At 72.6% G+C, this 14,453-nt stretch carries 16 protein-coding genes and 1 tRNA gene; 10 read left to right on the plus strand and 7 right to left on the minus strand.

Features of this window, described 5'->3' with window-relative positions:
* Positions 1–23: 23 nt before the first annotated feature.
* Genes ABD823_RS11335 through ABD823_RS11350 form a run of 4 tightly spaced genes read left to right on the plus strand, consistent with a single transcriptional unit; the run spans position 24 to position 4,054 of the window.
* The gene (locus tag ABD823_RS11335; RefSeq protein WP_344858580.1) at positions 24–842 is read left to right on the plus strand and encodes an ABC transporter ATP-binding protein; all 819 of its coding nucleotides are present in this window, start codon (positions 24–26) and stop codon (positions 840–842) included.
* Positions 843–852: 10 nt separating this feature from the next.
* The gene (locus ABD823_RS11340; protein ID WP_344858582.1) at positions 853–1,839 is read left to right on the plus strand and encodes an ABC transporter substrate-binding protein; all 987 of its coding nucleotides are present in this window, start codon (positions 853–855) and stop codon (positions 1,837–1,839) included.
* A complete protein-coding gene (locus ABD823_RS11345) occupies positions 1,836–3,911 on the plus strand; it encodes an iron ABC transporter permease (RefSeq protein WP_344858584.1) in 2,076 nt (691 codons plus the stop codon). Before ABD823_RS11340 ends, ABD823_RS11345 begins: the two co-directional genes overlap by 4 nt.
* Complete coding sequence (locus ABD823_RS11350) at positions 3,881–4,054, plus strand: hypothetical protein (RefSeq protein WP_344858585.1); 174 nt, start codon at positions 3,881–3,883, stop codon at positions 4,052–4,054. Before ABD823_RS11345 ends, ABD823_RS11350 begins: the two co-directional genes overlap by 31 nt.
* 34 nt (positions 4,055–4,088) lie before the next feature.
* Here the strand turns inward: ABD823_RS11350 and ABD823_RS11355 are convergent, their stop codons facing one another.
* Entirely contained in the window at positions 4,089–4,520 is a 432-nt protein-coding gene (locus tag ABD823_RS11355; protein WP_344858587.1) for a hypothetical protein, read from the minus strand.
* Between the two features lie 177 nt (positions 4,521–4,697).
* Complete coding sequence (locus tag ABD823_RS11360; RefSeq protein ID WP_344858589.1) at positions 4,698–5,132, minus strand: plasmid pRiA4b ORF-3 family protein; 435 nt, start codon at positions 5,130–5,132, stop codon at positions 4,698–4,700.
* A gap of 104 nt (positions 5,133–5,236) precedes the next feature.
* Here ABD823_RS11360 and ABD823_RS11365 point away from each other — a divergent pair, with 104 nt between their 5' ends.
* A complete protein-coding gene (locus ABD823_RS11365) occupies positions 5,237–5,497 on the plus strand; it encodes a type II toxin-antitoxin system VapB family antitoxin (RefSeq protein WP_344858591.1) in 261 nt (86 codons plus the stop codon).
* Positions 5,494–5,886 carry a type II toxin-antitoxin system VapC family toxin gene (locus tag ABD823_RS11370; RefSeq protein ID WP_344858593.1) on the plus strand — a complete coding sequence of 131 codons (393 nt, stop codon included), beginning with the start codon at positions 5,494–5,496 and terminating at the stop codon, positions 5,884–5,886. Before ABD823_RS11365 ends, ABD823_RS11370 begins: the two co-directional genes overlap by 4 nt.
* Before the next feature lie 126 nt (positions 5,887–6,012).
* Here the strand turns inward: ABD823_RS11370 and ABD823_RS11375 are convergent, their stop codons facing one another.
* From ABD823_RS11375 to ABD823_RS11385, 3 genes are all read right to left on the minus strand, one after another.
* A complete protein-coding gene (locus ABD823_RS11375; protein ID WP_344858594.1) occupies positions 6,013–6,144 on the minus strand; it encodes a hypothetical protein in 132 nt (43 codons plus the stop codon).
* A 35-nt stretch (positions 6,145–6,179) separates the two neighbouring features.
* Positions 6,180–6,800: a hypothetical protein gene (locus ABD823_RS11380; RefSeq protein ID WP_344858596.1), complete on the minus strand. Its 621-nt coding sequence runs from the start codon at positions 6,798–6,800 to the stop codon at positions 6,180–6,182.
* A gap of 290 nt (positions 6,801–7,090) precedes the next feature.
* Positions 7,091–7,164 (minus strand) — tRNA-Ile (locus tag ABD823_RS11385).
* A 149-nt stretch (positions 7,165–7,313) separates the two neighbouring features.
* Here ABD823_RS11385 and galK point away from each other — a divergent pair.
* Positions 7,314–8,435, plus strand: a complete 1,122-nt coding sequence (galK, locus tag ABD823_RS11390) for a galactokinase (protein WP_344858598.1) — start codon at positions 7,314–7,316, stop codon at positions 8,433–8,435.
* Positions 8,436–8,521: 86 nt separating this feature from the next.
* On the opposite strand, the gene ABD823_RS11395 is transcribed toward galK, so the two are convergent.
* A complete protein-coding gene (locus ABD823_RS11395; protein WP_344858600.1) occupies positions 8,522–9,226 on the minus strand; it encodes a FadR/GntR family transcriptional regulator in 705 nt (234 codons plus the stop codon).
* 160 nt (positions 9,227–9,386) lie between these two features.
* Here ABD823_RS11395 and ABD823_RS11400 point away from each other — a divergent pair, with 160 nt between their 5' ends.
* The 3 genes from ABD823_RS11400 (at position 9,387) to ABD823_RS11410 (ending at position 13,547) form a co-directional block, all read left to right on the plus strand.
* The gene (locus ABD823_RS11400; protein WP_425566594.1) at positions 9,387–10,712 is read left to right on the plus strand and encodes a 2-isopropylmalate synthase; all 1,326 of its coding nucleotides are present in this window, start codon (positions 9,387–9,389) and stop codon (positions 10,710–10,712) included.
* Between the two features lie 98 nt (positions 10,713–10,810).
* Positions 10,811–11,311, plus strand: a complete 501-nt coding sequence (locus ABD823_RS11405) for a DUF402 domain-containing protein (RefSeq protein WP_344858602.1) — start codon at positions 10,811–10,813, stop codon at positions 11,309–11,311.
* Positions 11,312–11,651: 340 nt separating this feature from the next.
* Complete coding sequence (locus ABD823_RS11410) at positions 11,652–13,547, plus strand: ABC transporter ATP-binding protein (protein ID WP_344858604.1); 1,896 nt, start codon at positions 11,652–11,654, stop codon at positions 13,545–13,547.
* A 66-nt stretch (positions 13,548–13,613) separates the two neighbouring features.
* Here the strand turns inward: ABD823_RS11410 and ABD823_RS11415 are convergent, their stop codons facing one another.
* Entirely contained in the window at positions 13,614–14,387 is a 774-nt protein-coding gene (locus ABD823_RS11415; protein WP_344858606.1) for an enoyl-CoA hydratase-related protein, read from the minus strand.
* Positions 14,388–14,453 lie beyond the last annotated feature (66 nt).

The following is a 14,453-nucleotide window of genomic DNA, read 5'->3' on the forward strand; positions in this document are numbered from 1 at the left end:
CAGGTAAGCCTAACCTAATCTCCGTGACCGAAGAGATCTCACTGCGTGGAGCCGGACTGCGTCTCAGCTACCACGGCACCACCGCCGTCGAGAACGGCCACATCACCTTGGCGCAGGGGCGCGTGACGGCCCTGGTCGGCCCGAACGGCAGCGGCAAGTCCACCTTGCTGCGCGCCCTGGCCAGGCTCCACAGGCCGGAGGCCGGCACGGTGACCCTGGCCGGCGGCGTGTCCGCCCTGGACATGCCGGCCCGTGACTTCGCCAGGCGGGTCACGCTGCTGGCCCAGAGCCGTCCCACGCCGTCCGGCGTGCGGGTCCGGGACGTCGTGGGGTACGGCAGGCACCCCTACCGGGGCCGGTGGCGGGCGGGCGACCCCGACGGGGAGGCCGCCGTCGCCAGGGCGATGGAGCTCACCGGCGTCGCGAAGATGGCCGACCGCCCGGCGGACGAGCTGTCCGGCGGCGAGCTGCAGCGCGTGTGGCTGGCCACCTGCCTGGCGCAGGACACCGGCGTCCTGCTCCTGGACGAGCCCACCACCTTCCTGGACCTCCGTTACCAGATCGAGCTGCTGGACCTGGTGCGTGATCTGGCCGACGACCACGGCGTGGCCGTCGGCGTCGTCCTGCACGACCTGAACCAGGCCGCCGAGCTGGCCGACCGCGTCGTCCTGCTGCACGGCGGCCGCGTCCGGGCCGACGGGCCGCCCGCCGAGGTCCTCACCGAGGAGCTGCTCACCGAGGTGTACGGCATCCGCATCGAGGTCACGCACGACCCGAGGACGGGGACGGTGACCACCCGGCCGGTCGGCCGGCACACCAGAAGCGTCCCCGCCACAACCTGACAGGAACACCATGAATCCCCTGCGCACCGCCCTCGTGGCCGTGGCCGCCGTCGCCGTGCTCGCCTCCTGCGGCACCACCGAGACCGCCGCCCCGGAGCCGGCCGCCTCCGGCGGCACGGCCTCCGCCTCCCCCGTCACCGTGACCGACAGCCGCGGCAAGCAGATCACCCTCGACCGCCCCGCCACCAAGGTGGTCGCCCTGGAGTGGGGCGAGGCCGAGATGGTGGTCGGCCTCGGCGTCATGCCGGTCGGCGTGGCCGACGCCAAGGGCTACGGCACCTGGGTGACCGCCGCCAAGCTGGACGCCTCGGTCAAGGACGTCGGCACCCGCCAGGAGCCGAGCGTCGACTCCATCGCCGCCCTCCAGCCCGACCTGGTCGTCATGGAGGCCGAGCGCGACTCCGCGCTGGTGCCGCAGCTGGAGAAGTTCGTCCCCGTCCTCGTCACCGAGGGCAGCGACGGGAGCGACAACCTGGGCCGGATGCGCAGCGACCTCAAGATGGTCGCCACCGCGCTGGGCAAGACCGCCGAGGCGGACAAGCTCCTGGCCGACCTGGACGCCACGCTGGCCGACGGCAAGGCCAAGCTGGAGGCGGCGGGCTTCGCCGGCAAGCCGTTCGCCATGGCCGACGGCTGGAAGGACGGCAGCAAGATCGCCATCCGCATGTTCGGCAAGGGCTCACTGGTCTCCGACGTCGCCACCGGGCTGGGGCTGACCAACGCCTGGACGGGCGAGGTGGACCCGATGTGGGGCCTGGGCAACACCGACGTCGAGGGCCTGACCGCGCTGAAGGACCCCGACACCCGCTTCTTCTACAACGCCTCCGACGGCGTCGACGTCTTCGCCGACGGGCTGGCCTCCAACGCCATCTGGAAGAAGCTGCCCTTCGTCGAGAAGAAGCAGGTCAGCAAGCTGCCCGACGGCATCTGGACCTTCGGCGGGCCGCTGTCGTGCAAGCAGTACGCCGAGGCGATCGTTAAGGCCTACACCGCTTGAGCACCCCGGTCCAGGCCCCACCGGCGCCCCCCGCCACGCCGCTGCGGCGGCTGGGCGGCGCCGGTGCGGTCCTCCTGACGCTGGCGGCGCTCGTCGCGGTCTCCGCGGTCCACGTGACGCAGGGCACCTCGTCGATCGGCGCGCTCGACCTGCTCCGGCTGCCGTTCGGCGAGGGCGACGGCGAGGCCGCCCGGATCCTGGTGGCCTCCCGGCTGCCCCGGCTGCTGGCCGGGATCGCCGTCGGCGTCGCCCTGGGCGTGGCGGGCGCGCTGCTGCAGGCCGTCTCCCGCAATCCCATGGCCTCGCCCGACACGCTGGCGGTCAGCGCCGGCGCCTACCTCGCGGTCGCCGGGGCGGCGGCCTTCGGCCTGACGCTGCCGCTCGCCCTGTCGGGCCTGCTCGCCCTGCTGGGCGGGCTGGCGGCGGCCGCCCTCGTGCTGGCCCTGGCCGCGGGCGGCCGGACCGGCACGACCCGGCTGATCCTGGCGGGCTCGGCGACCGCCCTGGCGCTCCACTCGCTCACCAACCTGCTGATGATCCTGTTCGAGGAGGAGACCACCGGGCTGTTCGCCTGGGGCAGCGGCTCGCTCGTGCAGAGCGACCTCCAGGCCGTCACGCAGATGGGCCCGCTGATCCTGCTGGCCGTGGCCGCCGCCGTGCTGGCCGGGCCGAAGCTCGACATCCTCGGCCTGGGCGACGACACCGCCACGGTGCTCGGCGTCAACGTCAGGCGGCTGCGCCTGGTGCTCACGCTCCTGGCCGTCGTGCTGGCCGCCGCCGCCGTGACCGTCGCGGGCCCCGTCGGCTTCGTGGGCCTGTGCGCGCCGGTGATCGTCAGGCTGCTCCCCGGCGTGCACCGCCACCGCACGACGCTGCCGCTGGCGGGCGTCGCCGGCGTGCTCATCGTCCTCGGCTCCGACATCGCGCTGCGCGCCGTCTTCGGCGGGCAGGCGGGCGTGGACGTGCCGCCCGGTGTGGTGACCACGCTGTTCGGCGCCGCCGTGATGGTGTGGCTGGCCCGCCGTTACCGGGACGCCGGGCCGACCCGGCAGCCGCCGATCGTGCGCGTCGCGGCCCGCTCGCGCGCCGCCTTCCTGACCGTGGTGGCGGCCGGCGCGGTCCTGCTCGCCGGCGCGGTCTTCCTGGGCATGCTCGGCGGCGACACCTGGGTCCTGGGCGGCGACCTGGCCAACTGGCTGAGCGGGCGGACCGGCCGCGGCCTCACCTACGTGCTCGACCAGCGCTATCCCCGGGTCCTCGCCGCGGTGCTCGCCGGCGCCGCGCTGGCCGCCGCGGGCACGGCCGTGCAGGCCGTGTGCCGCAACCCGCTGGCCGAGCCCGGCATGCTCGGCGTCACCGCCGGCGCGGGCGTGGGCGCGATCTCGCTGCTGGCCCTCGTGCCGCTCGCCGGGATCTGGCCGATGTCCGCGGCGGCCATGGCCGGGGCGCTGGCCGCCGCGGCCGCGGTGTACCTGCTGTCGTGGCGCGGCGGGCTGAGCTCCGACCGCCTGGTGCTGATCGGCGTCGGCGTGCAGGCGGCGTGCACCGCCGTCACCGTGATGATCATCGTCAAGGCCGACCCCTGGAACACCGCCATGGCGCTGACCTGGCTGTCCGGCTCCACCTACGGCCGCGTCCCCGTCCAGCTCATCCCGGTCGCGCTGGCCCTGCTCCTGGTGGTCCCGCTGATCGCCTGGCTCCGCCGCGACCTGGACCTGCTGGCCCTGGACGAGGACACCCCCCGCGTCCTCGGCGTCCCCCTGGAGCCGGTACGGCTGGCCGCCCTGGGCGGCTCGGTGCTGCTGACCGCCACCGCGGTCTCGGCCGTGGGCGTGGTCGGCTTCGTCGGCCTGATCGCCCCGCACGCCGCCCGCGCCCTGGTCGGCTCGGGCCACGCCCGCGTCCTCCCCGTGGCCGTGCTCCTCGGCGCCCTGCTGGTGAGCCTGGCCGACACGCTCGGGCGCACCGTCATCGCGCCGGCCCAGGTGCCCGCCGGGCTCGTCACCTCGCTGCTCGGCACGCCGTACTTCGTCTGGCTGCTGTGGCGCTCGCGGGCGCGGGCGGACGGCTGACCGGCACCGGGCGGGCCGTCTCCGGCCGGGTGGCGAGCGGGCACGCCCCGCTCGCCGACCTGCGCCGCCACCGGGTCGGTGAGGGAGTGCCGAAGGAGCACTTCGTGTTCTGCGGCTACCGGTGGGCGGGCGGCGCGAGGTGAAGGTCCGGGACCGCTCCGGTCCTCCGCGCGACGATCAAGGGATCTGGACGAGCAAACGACTGAAAGCGGTCTGATCCGCGCATTCCATCGAGTATCCATACGGGATCTCCTCCCGCCCTCCATGCACATGGCGAGGGAACGTCCTCATGTTGGAACTGTGGAAGAACCCACCGCGGAAGTTCACACCGGGGACGGCGCATAGCCCGTCCAGCTCCGACCAGGGCGGAACAATCACAGCCATGGTCTTCCTGCGGAGCCTTTTGCGGTTGATGTAGATGACCAGGCGCCGACCGGGATGGACGAGTTCCAACTCGCTCCGCGTGGTGTGCGAGGGCCGGAACCCGGCCTCACCCGCCAGAGCCACCAGGCTTTCTTCCAGATCATCCGCCCAGGCACCGGCTCCTGCACTCGGCCAGGGATCGGGGAGAAAACGAAATGAACCGGCGGGAGGGATCGACTCAGTCATGATCGAGACCCTACGGCGCATCTCCAAGCTGCGCCGGGAGATCTCGCCGGCTTCCAGGGATGGCTCCTGACGGCCCGTACGTGTGCACGGACGCACGTCCGTGCACACCAGGTGCCCCATCATGCGTTATCGCTCGCTGCCCCACCGAAAACGTACGCCCCGATCCTGATTCGCCGTCTACCAGAGGTCCGGCAGGAGGTGCGCCGCGGGATCGGCCCGTCTGGTGGTGGCCCACTCCAGGTCGAAGCAGGCGGGGTCGTAGTCAAGCGGCGCCCGTTCCACCGCCCAGTCGTGCTCCGGGTGGTCCGGGTCGGCGAGCGCTTCCAGGAACGCGTAGAAGCCGTAGATCCCACCGCGGTCCTCCGGCGGGCAGGCGCGGCGGCCGGCCAGGCAGCGCGGGTAGGCCACGCCTTTCTCGGCCGGGAGGACCTTCTCCACGGTGAGCCGGTACTCCCAGCCGTCACCGAAGTCGTAGTCGTAGGACAGGTCCGCGCCCGCTCTGCGCACGGCTCCGGCCAGGGTGACCGTGCCGGGCACCTGGATCCGCCGCCAGATCGGCGGCCTGCTCCCCTTCAGCTGGATCTTGAGCTGGTGGATCCGAGCGGCGCTCATCGCGGGTTCTCCTCCGGATGGTGGCTGGGGGCGGCCTGCGAAGCGAGAGCACCGATTGCCAGAAAGGGTAGAATAATAGGGTAGTAAAGGTAGAAAGGAACGGCATGAGCTTGAACATCAAGAACCCCGAGGCTGATCGCCTGGCGGCCGAAGTCAGCGCGCTCACCGGGGAGAGCAAGACCGCGGCGGTCATCTCCGCCCTCAGGGAGCGGCGCGAGCGCCTGCTCGCCCACCGCCAGGCGACCCAGGATGCCGCGATGGCCGACGACCTCCTCGCCCTCGCCGCGAAGATCCGCTCTCGGATCGGCCCGGCGGATCTGTCCACCGACTTCCTCTACGACCCGGAGACCGGGCTCCCCACATGATCATCGACACCAGCGCGATCGTCGCGATCCTGAACGGCGAGCCGGACGCCGCCGACTTCGCCCGGGCCATCCAGGACGCTCCGAAACGCCGAATGTCGGCTGCGACCTATGTGGAGTTGGCCGCCGTAGTGGAACGAACCCGCGATCCAGCCGCCTCCCGGCTCCTGGACGACTTCCTGGCCCGAATGCGGATCGAGATCCTGCCCGTCACATCGGAGCAGGCACAGATCGCCCGCCGCGCCTACTGGGACTACGGCAAAGGCAGCGGGCACAAGGCAGGGCTGAACTTCGGCGACTGCTTCTCCTACGCGCTGGCGCGGGACAGACACGAACCGCTGCTGTTCAAGGGCGACGACTTCACCCACACGGACGCGACCTCCGCGCTATGACGCCATCACGGCTCCCGCAGACGAGCGTGTGGCAGGCCGAACCGCTCCGGCGCTTCCGTGAAGACCGTGATGCGCCCCGGGTTGCCTGACCACCTCGACCCGGGCCATCTTGCCCAGTCTTACGGATCATCGGGCAGCACGGTCCATCTCCTCGGCCGCCTCGTGCGCCTGGGCGACCTCGGCCGCGATTCCCGGGTCGGCCAGGAGCCGGTCCAGGTGGTCATTGCCGCGGACGAAGGTCCGCGCCGGCTCGGCCATGACTCCTCCTCGATCAGCCCGTCCTGCGGGCGACTTCACGCATCGGTGTCCTTGGGATGCCGGGGCGAGGCATAGACGAGATGAACGGTCCGCCGGTGTTCGTCGACCAGGTAGCGCACGCGGCCGCCCGCGGTGACCTCGTACTCCCACTGCGGGCATTCACGACCGCCCAGCGTCCCGGAGGCGAGACGGCCGCGCAGCCGGTGCTGCCGGTCCGGGTCCTCCTCCGGCAGCGAGCGGGTGAGCTGCGCGGTCAGCGCGGGGTCGGCCAGGATACGGGCGGTTGCACGCCACTCGACGATGACCCGGTGCAGGGTGGCGTGGACGTCCAGGTCGACCGCGTCCCGCGTGGCGTCGACGAGTTCCTGGACGAACTCACGCCCCTCGTCCGCGGACAGGTGCCGCGCCCAGGGAAAGACCAGGGGCAGAGCGTGCAGGACGGCGCGCACGCCCTCATCACTGGCCAGTAGTGCGGCGATCATGCGAGCCGCCACGTCCGCCGTCTCCTCGCGCTGGCGGTCGTGGCGGGCCGTGGAGATGAACAGGTCCTCTCCGTCGCGGCGCTTTATGTGTACGCGGTGGAACCGGTCGATGGTCTCGGCGACCTGCCTGGAGTGCTTCGACAGGTCGGAGAACGAGACGATCGGCATGGTCATACCGCACCATATTTCGGAACACATTCCGAAGTAAAGAACGTCCGGCCAGGCTCTCGCACCAAGGTCGACGGCCTCACCGCGCAGGGAAGCACACCTCGCGTGGCACCCGAGGTCCCGCACCGCACCAGAGCGACTCACCCTCTGGGATGAGCAGATGCCCCTATAGGCGCCCCCCTTCATCGACGAGCCGCCCACACCCTGTGTCCACCGGATGAAGAATCGCACCCACCAGGCGGCAAACCGGACAGGGAAACGATCAAGGAAACGGCATCGCCGCAGGCCGTGAGGGGTAGGGCGGGCGGGACTCGAACCCGCGACCCAGGGATTATGAGTCCCCTGCTCTAACCGGCTGAGCTACCGCCCCTCGCGTCGCCGTACCGACGCATTCAATCAAACCGCCGCCCCGTTCGCACATCCGCCGGGAGAACCGGTCCAATATGTGACCTTCCCCCGCCAGGTCCCCCGTCCGGGCTCGCTAGGGTACGGTGAAGCCGCGTTGAGGAGTGTTGGAAAATGAAGGTTATTGAGGCTTTCCGCGAGTCGTTCGGCACCGAACCACACGGGGTGTGGCACGCTCCGGGCCGCGTCAACCTGATCGGTGAGCACACCGACTACAACGACGGGTTCGTGCTGCCGTTCGCCGTGCCGTGGGGGATCACCGCGGCGGTCTCGCCCCGCGAGGACGGCCTCGTCCGGCTCCGGTCGCTCCAGACGGACGGTCCGGCCTCGACCGTCGACGACCTGCACGCGGCCGAGGGCTGGACGCGGTACGCCGTCGGGGTGGTCTGGGCGCTGCGGGAGGCCGGACACCCGGTACGGGGCGCGGACATCGTGGTCGACGGGGACGTGCCGCGGGGCGCGGGGCTGTCGTCGAGCGCCGCGCTGGAGGTCGCGGTCGGCCTCGCGCTCGACGAGCTGTACGGCCTGCGCCTGCCCCGGATGGACCTCGCCCGTATCTGCCAGCGGGCGGAGAACGAGTTCGTCGGCATGCCCTGCGGGGTCATGGACCAGGCGGCCTCGGCGCTGGGCGAGGAGGGCAAGGCCCTCTTCCTGGACTGCCGGACGCTCGGCTCCCGGACCATCCCGTTCGACCTGGCCGCGCACGGCCTGCAGCTGCTGATCATCAACACCGGCGCCCACCACGAACTCGCCGACGGCCAGTACGCCCGGCGGCGGCAGGACTGCGAGAGCGCCGCGGCACGGCTGGGGGTGGCCGCGCTGCGCGACGTCACCGACCTGGCCGGTGCGCTGGCCCGGCTCTCCGGGGACGAGCGCAGGCGCGTGCAGCACGTGGTGACCGAGAACCACCGGGTCGAGGCGGTCGTCGGGCTGCTGCGCGCGGGGGCGGTCCGGGAGGTCGGGGCGCTGCTGAACGCCTCGCACCTGTCACTGCGCGACCAGTTCGAGGTCTCGTGCCCGGAGCTGGACGTGGCCGTGGAGGCCGCGATCCGGGGCGGGGCCCGGGGCGCGCGGATGACCGGCGGCGGGTTCGGCGGGTCGGCGATCGCGCTGGTCGCCGACGACCGGGTGGAGCCCGTCCGGGACGCGGTGCTCCTGGCCTACGCCGAGCGCGGCTGGGCCCCGCCGGAGGTCTACCCCGCGACCCCCGCCGCCGGGGCGCGTCGCCTGGCCTGATCCACCCCGAGGCCGCGGCCCGGCCCCGCCCGTCCCAGACGCACCGGCCCGCCCTGGGCGCACGGCGGCATGCGCCCGCCCCGCGGTCACGCCCCGGCGGCCGTCGTCCGGCGGAGGAGCGCCAGCGTACGGTCCAGTTCGTCCTGGAGCGTACGGCAGGCCAGCTCGGCGTCCCCCTGCTCGACGGCCCGGACCAGGGCGGCGTGGGTGTCGTCTCCGGGATTGCAGTCGCCGTCCCGGAGGCCGAGCAGGTCCACCAGATCGACGAGGCCCTGCCGGAGCGCGGGGACGAACTCCGCGAACAGGTCGGTGAGCACGGGGTTGTGCGCGGCGGCCACGACCGCGGCGTGCAGGGCGATGTCGGCGTCGACGAAGGCGGCGTCGCTCTCCGCCGCGGCGGTGCGCCTGCCGGCCAGCGCCCCGCGCAGGAGGGCGATGTCGGATTCCGTCCTCCGCTCGGCCGCGAGACGGGCGGCCTGCACCTCGATGAGCATGCGCACCTCGTAGACGTGGACGACGGCGGCACGGCGGAGCTTGGCGGGCCAGTCCTCCTCTGGCTCGGCGGCGACGACGAAGACCCCCGCCCCCTGCCGCGCCTGCACCAGTCCGGCCCCGGCGAGGGCGCGGACGGCCTCCCGCACGGTGGAGCGGCCGACACCGAGCGTTCTGGCCAGGGTGGTCTCCCCGGGCAGTCTGGTGCCGACCGGCCACTCCCCCGAGGTGATCTGATCGCGTAGGCGCTGGGTGGCCTGGTCGACCAGCGAACTGGGGCGGAGGGCGCCAAGTGACATCTTTACCTCTCAGGTTGTCTGAGGAGCTGAGCTGTGTTTAGCTTACCGGCATGTCGCTGCGCCGTCTCCTTCTCGGCTGCCGCGGCGGGGTCTGATCCGACCGGCACCCCGCCGCGGGTGCCCTGCCGCCGGTCGGCCTCTCCACGACCGAAGGACCACCGTGAAGAATCCACAGCGCCCCAGCGGCATGCCGTACCACAAGTACCTGCCCGCCCACGAGCGGGTCGAGGTCGCACTGACCGACCGCACCTGGCCCGCCCGCAGGATCGGGCAGGCCCCGCTCTGGGTCTCCGAGGACCTGCGCGACGGCAACCAGGCACTGGCCGAACCGATGGACACCCCCCGCAAGCGCCGCATGTTCGACCTGCTGACCGGGATGGGGTTCAAGGAGATCGTGGTCGGGTTCCCCGCGGCCAGCCGCACCGATTTCGACTTCGTCCGGCATCTGGCCGCCACCGGCGCCGTGCCCGAGGACGTGACGGTCTCGGTGCTCACCGCCGCCCGCGCGGACCTGATCGACCGCACCTTCGCCGCCGTCGACGGCCTGCCCCGGGCGCTCGTCCACCTCTACACCCCGACCGCCCCCGTCTGGCGCGAGGTGGTGCTCGGCCGCGGGCGCGCCGAGGTCCGCGCCATGATCAAGGAGGCCGCCACGCGCATGGCGCGGCTCGCGGACGAGGGCACCCGGTTCGAGTTCTCGCCGGAGGTGTTCAACTCGACCGAGCCGGACTTCGTGCTGGAGATCTGCAACGACCTCACCCGGCTGTGGGACGCCTCGCCCGACCGGCCGGTCGTCCACAACCTGCCCGCCACCGTGGAGATCGCCTCCCCGAACGTCTACGCCGACCAGATCGAGTACATGGACCGCCACCTGGAGCGGCGCGAGTCGGTCGTCCTGTCGGTCCACCCCCACAACGACCGCGGGACCGGAGTGGCCTGCGCCGAACTCGCCATGCTCGCGGGGGCGCAGCGGGTGGAGGGCTGCCTGTTCGGCAACGGTGAGCGCACCGGCAACGTCGACCTGGTGACCCTCGCGCTCAACCTGTACTCCCAGGGCGTGGACCCGATGCTCGACTTCTCCGACATCGACGGCATCCGCCGCACGGTGGAGGAATGCGTCCGGCTGCCGGTCCACCCCCGTCACCCCTACGGGGGCGAACTCGTCTACACCGCCTTCTCCGGCACCCACCAGGACGCCATCGGCAAGGGCCTGGCCCGCGCCGGCGAGCGCCCCCACTGGGACGTGCCGTACCTGCCGATCGACCCCTCCGACGTGGGCCGCGCCTACGAGGCGGTGATCCGGGTCAACAGCCAGTCGGGCAAGGGAGGCGTCTGCTACCTGCTCCGCGAGCACTACGGGGTGGACCTGCCGGAGGAACGGCGGACCGACTTCGCCCGCGTCGTCCAGGCCGCGGCCGACGAGAGCGGCCGGGAGCTCACACCGGAGGACCTGTGGAGCCTCTACGAGGCCACCTACCAGGCGTGACCGCCCCGGTCCGGTGCCCGGGGGCCCGCCCCCGGGCACCGGACCGGGGGCGAACGGAAACGATCACCTCGGGACCTCCGGGCTTCTAGAGTCGGGGCATGTCCTTCGAAACGGTGAACGTCGTCTACCGCAAGTACGACGGCAGCCTGCACTGGCACCATCCCGCCCTGTTCCTCGGGGAGGACGAGCACGGCCTGTGGACCGGCTGCGTCGCGGGCACCCTCGGCCGCAGGGGCTCCGAGCCCCCGGTCTCCTGGCCGCACCCCTTCGTCATCCTCTTCCCCCGCGACGCGTGGTGGACGGCCCTGTTCAACGCCGAGCCCAACAAGACCGAGATCTACTGCGACATCACCACCGTGCCGGAGTGGCGCGACGGCGAGGTCACCATGGTCGACCTGGACCTCGACGTGATCCGCATGCGCGACGGCCGGATCTTCCTCGACGACGAGGACGAGTTCGCCGAGCACCAGGTCCGCTACTCCTATCCCCCGGACGTCGTCGCGAGCGCCCGCGCCGCGGCCGGCCACCTGATGGAGGCCGTCACCTCCTTCACCGACCCCTTCGCCGCGCCGCCCCGCTGGCTCTCCCACGTCACCTGATCCTCGGCGGCCGGCCCGCGCCGCGCCACCCGCCGTAGGACCGGCGCCCGCGCCCCGGCCGTCCATCCGGACGCGCCCCGGCCGTGCGGCGACGGGCCGGGGCGCGGCCGTACGGCGGGCCGGGGCGCGACCCGGCCCCCACCCGGCTGTGGACCCGGCCCACGATTTGATCTCAAGCTTGGTTGAGGTTTTAGGGTCGAGCCATGAATCCAGGCGAGCCCCGCGGCTTTCGAGGACGTCTCCGCAGAGAGGGACCGGTCATGAGGGAACACGGCGCGATCCCGCGTCCAGGATCCGGTCCCGGGCTCGTCATCCCGGCGGCGGAGATCGGTGGTGTGCGATGAGCATGGAGATGACGGCGTGGAACGCCCTGTACCGGACGATGAACGCCCAGGACGACCGGCGGCCGTTCTCCAGGGCGGCGCTCCGGCGGATCGCGGCCTTCGCCCGGCCGCACCGCCGGCGGCTGGTGTGGTTCATGGTCCTCAGCCTGGTGACGGCCGTCCTGACCGTCGCCACCCCGGTGCTCGCCGGCCGCGCCGTCGACGCCATCGTCAGGGGCGCCCCGCTGGACGTCGTCGTCCGCCTGGCCGCGCTCATCGCCGCCATCGCGCTGGCGGAGGCCGGGCTCGGACTGGTGGCGCGCTGGCTGTCGGCGTCCATCGGCGAAGGGCTGATCCTCGACCTGCGCACCGCGGTCTTCGACCACGTGCAGCGCATGCCGATCGCCTTCTTCACCCGGACCCGGACCGGAGCGCTGGTCAGCCGGTTGAACAACGACGTCATCGGCGCGCAGCGGGCGTTCACCGACGTGCTGTCCAACGTGGTCGGCAATCTGGCGATGCTGACGCTCACCCTGGCCGTGATGGTGGAGATCTCCTGGCAGATCACCCTGCTCGCGCTGGTGCTGCTGCCGGTGTTCGTCCTGCCCGCCCGGCGGATGGGCACCCGGCTGGCGCGGCTCCGCCGCGAGGCGGCCGACCACAACGCGGCGATGGGCACCCAGATGACGGAGCGCTTCTCCGCGCCGGGCGCGATGCTCGTGAAGCTCTTCGGGCGCCCGGCGCGGGAGTCGGCGGAGTTCACGGCGCGTGCCCGGCGGGTGCGCGACATCGGAGTGCGCACCGCGATGGTGCAGTCGGCGTTCGTCACCGCGCTGACGCTGGTCTCCGCGCTGGCGCTGGCGGTCGTCTACGGGCTCGGCGGCTTCTACGCGCTGCGGGGGACGCTGGACCCGGGGGCCGTCGTCGCGCTCGCGCTGCTGCTCACCCGTCTCTACGCGCCGCTGACCTCCCTGGCCGGCGCGCGGGTGGAGGTGATGAGCGCCCTGGTGAGCTTCGAGCGGGTCTTCGAGGTGCTGGACCTGGAGCCCATGATCGCCGATCGGCCCGGCGCGCGGCGGGTGCCGGACGGGCCGGTCTCGGTGGAGTTCGACGGGGTGCGCTTCGGCTACCCGTCGGCGGAGAAGGTCTCGCTCGCCTCGCTGGAGGAGGTCGCCGCGCTGGACGCGCGCGGCGGCGCCGAGGTCCTGCACGACGTCTCCTTCCGCGTCGAGCCGGGACGGATGGTGGCGCTGGTGGGGTCGTCGGGGGCGGGCAAGTCGACGATCGCGCAGTTGCTGCCGCGCCTGTACGACGTCGACGCCGGCGCCGTACGGCTGGCGGGCGTGGACGTGCGGGACCTGTCGGCCGAGTCGATCCGCGAGACGGTCGGGATGGTGACGCAGGACGGGCATCTGTTCCACGAGTCGATCCGCGCCAACCTGCTGCTGGCCAGGCCCGAGGCGGCGGACGAGGAGCTGTGGGACGCCCTGCGCCGCGCCCGGCTCGACGGCCTCGTCGCCGCGTTGCCCGACGGCCTGGACACCGTGGTCGGCGAGCGCGGCTACCGGCTCTCCGGCGGGGAGCGGCAGCGGCTGACGATCGCCCGGCTGCTGCTGGCCAGGCCCCGGGTGGTGATCCTCGACGAGGCCACCGCTCACCTGGACTCCACCTCGGAGGCGGCGGTGCAGGAGGCGCTGGGTGAGGCGCTCGCCGGCCGGACCGCGGTGGTCATCGCGCACCGGCTCTCCACCGTCCGGGCCGCCGACCTGATCCTGGTGGTCGAGGAGGGGCGGATCGTGGAGCGCGGCACGCACACCGAGCTGCTGGCCGCCGGCGGCCGCTACGCGGAGCTGTACCGGACCCAGTTCGACCGGCCTGAGCAGCCCTCCGCCCTGGAGGCGGCCGCCCGCTGAACCGGCCGGGTGCCGCCGTGGTGCCGCAGCGGCACCCGGCACCACGGCGGCGTCACAGCGGCGGCGTCACAGCGGCGGGAAGCGCGGGGGGCGGCGCTCCAGGAAGCTGGCGACGCCCTCGGCGAAGTCCGGCCGGCCGAAGGACTCCACCATCAGGCGCCTGGCCTCGGTCTCCGCCGCCCCGAGCGTGGTGGTCCAGTCACCCCAGACCTGGCGCTTCATCACCGCCATGGAGGCCGGAGAGCTGTGCACGGCCAGCTCGCGGGCGTAGGCCAGGGTCTCCTCCATCAGGTCCTGCCGGGCCACCGAGCGGGCCGCCAGGCCCAGCGCGTACGCCTCCCGCCCGGTGAAGGTCCGTCCGGACAGCAGCAGGTCCATGGCCCTGGCCTGGCCGATCAGACGGGGCAGGACCCAGGACAGGCCGTACTCGGCGATCAGTCCCCGGCGGGCGAAGGCGGTGGTCCACTTGGCGTCCGCGGCGGTGAAGACCAGGTCGCAGACGAGGGCGTGGACCATGCCGAGCCCGGCGCAGGCGCCGTTGACGGCGGCGATGACCGGCTTGCCGAGGGTGGTGGGGAAGGTCGTGGGGCGCGGATCCGGCTCGCCGTCGTAGGAGCCGTCCTGGAGCGCGCCGAGCGTCCGGAAGTCCGCCCCGGCGCAGAAGCCCCGCCCGGCCCCGGTGACGACGATCACCCGGACCTCCGGGTTCTTCTCCCCCTCGGCGAGCAGATCGAAGTAGCGCCGCCCCATCTCGTCGGTCCAGGCGTTGAGCCGGTCCGGCCGGTTGAGGGTCAGCGTCAGCACGCCCTGGTCGATCGAGGACAGCACCGGTTCCTGCATTCCCACCCCTTCCTCCGAGCTACAGAACAACGTTCTACACCCTTTCCTCCTCCGGCAACACCCACC

Source organism: Planomonospora alba (genome assembly GCF_039534085.1).
GTDB lineage: Bacteria > Actinomycetota > Actinomycetes > Streptosporangiales > Streptosporangiaceae > Planomonospora_B > Planomonospora_B alba.

Coding starts and splice junctions, on each gene's coding strand:
- ABD823_RS11410 (WP_344858604.1), top strand. CDS start 11,652: ATGAGCATGGAGATGACGGCGTGGAACGCCCTGTACCGGACGATGAAC.
- ABD823_RS11415 (WP_344858606.1), bottom strand. CDS start 14,387: ATGCAGGAACCGGTGCTGTCCTCGATCGACCAGGGCGTGCTGACGCTG.
- ABD823_RS11370 (WP_344858593.1), top strand. CDS start 5,494: ATGATCATCGACACCAGCGCGATCGTCGCGATCCTGAACGGCGAGCCG.
- ABD823_RS11340 (WP_344858582.1), top strand. CDS start 853: ATGAATCCCCTGCGCACCGCCCTCGTGGCCGTGGCCGCCGTCGCCGTG.
- ABD823_RS11375 (WP_344858594.1), bottom strand. CDS start 6,144: ATGGCCGAGCCGGCGCGGACCTTCGTCCGCGGCAATGACCACCTGGAC.
- ABD823_RS11405 (WP_344858602.1), top strand. CDS start 10,811: ATGTCCTTCGAAACGGTGAACGTCGTCTACCGCAAGTACGACGGCAGC.
- galK (WP_344858598.1), top strand. CDS start 7,314: ATGAAGGTTATTGAGGCTTTCCGCGAGTCGTTCGGCACCGAACCACAC.
- ABD823_RS11360 (WP_344858589.1), bottom strand. CDS start 5,132: ATGAGCGCCGCTCGGATCCACCAGCTCAAGATCCAGCTGAAGGGGAGC.
- ABD823_RS11395 (WP_344858600.1), bottom strand. CDS start 9,226: ATGTCACTTGGCGCCCTCCGCCCCAGTTCGCTGGTCGACCAGGCCACC.
- ABD823_RS11355 (WP_344858587.1), bottom strand. CDS start 4,520: ATGACTGAGTCGATCCCTCCCGCCGGTTCATTTCGTTTTCTCCCCGAT.
- ABD823_RS11365 (WP_344858591.1), top strand. CDS start 5,237: ATGAGCTTGAACATCAAGAACCCCGAGGCTGATCGCCTGGCGGCCGAA.
- ABD823_RS11380 (WP_344858596.1), bottom strand. CDS start 6,800: ATGACCATGCCGATCGTCTCGTTCTCCGACCTGTCGAAGCACTCCAGG.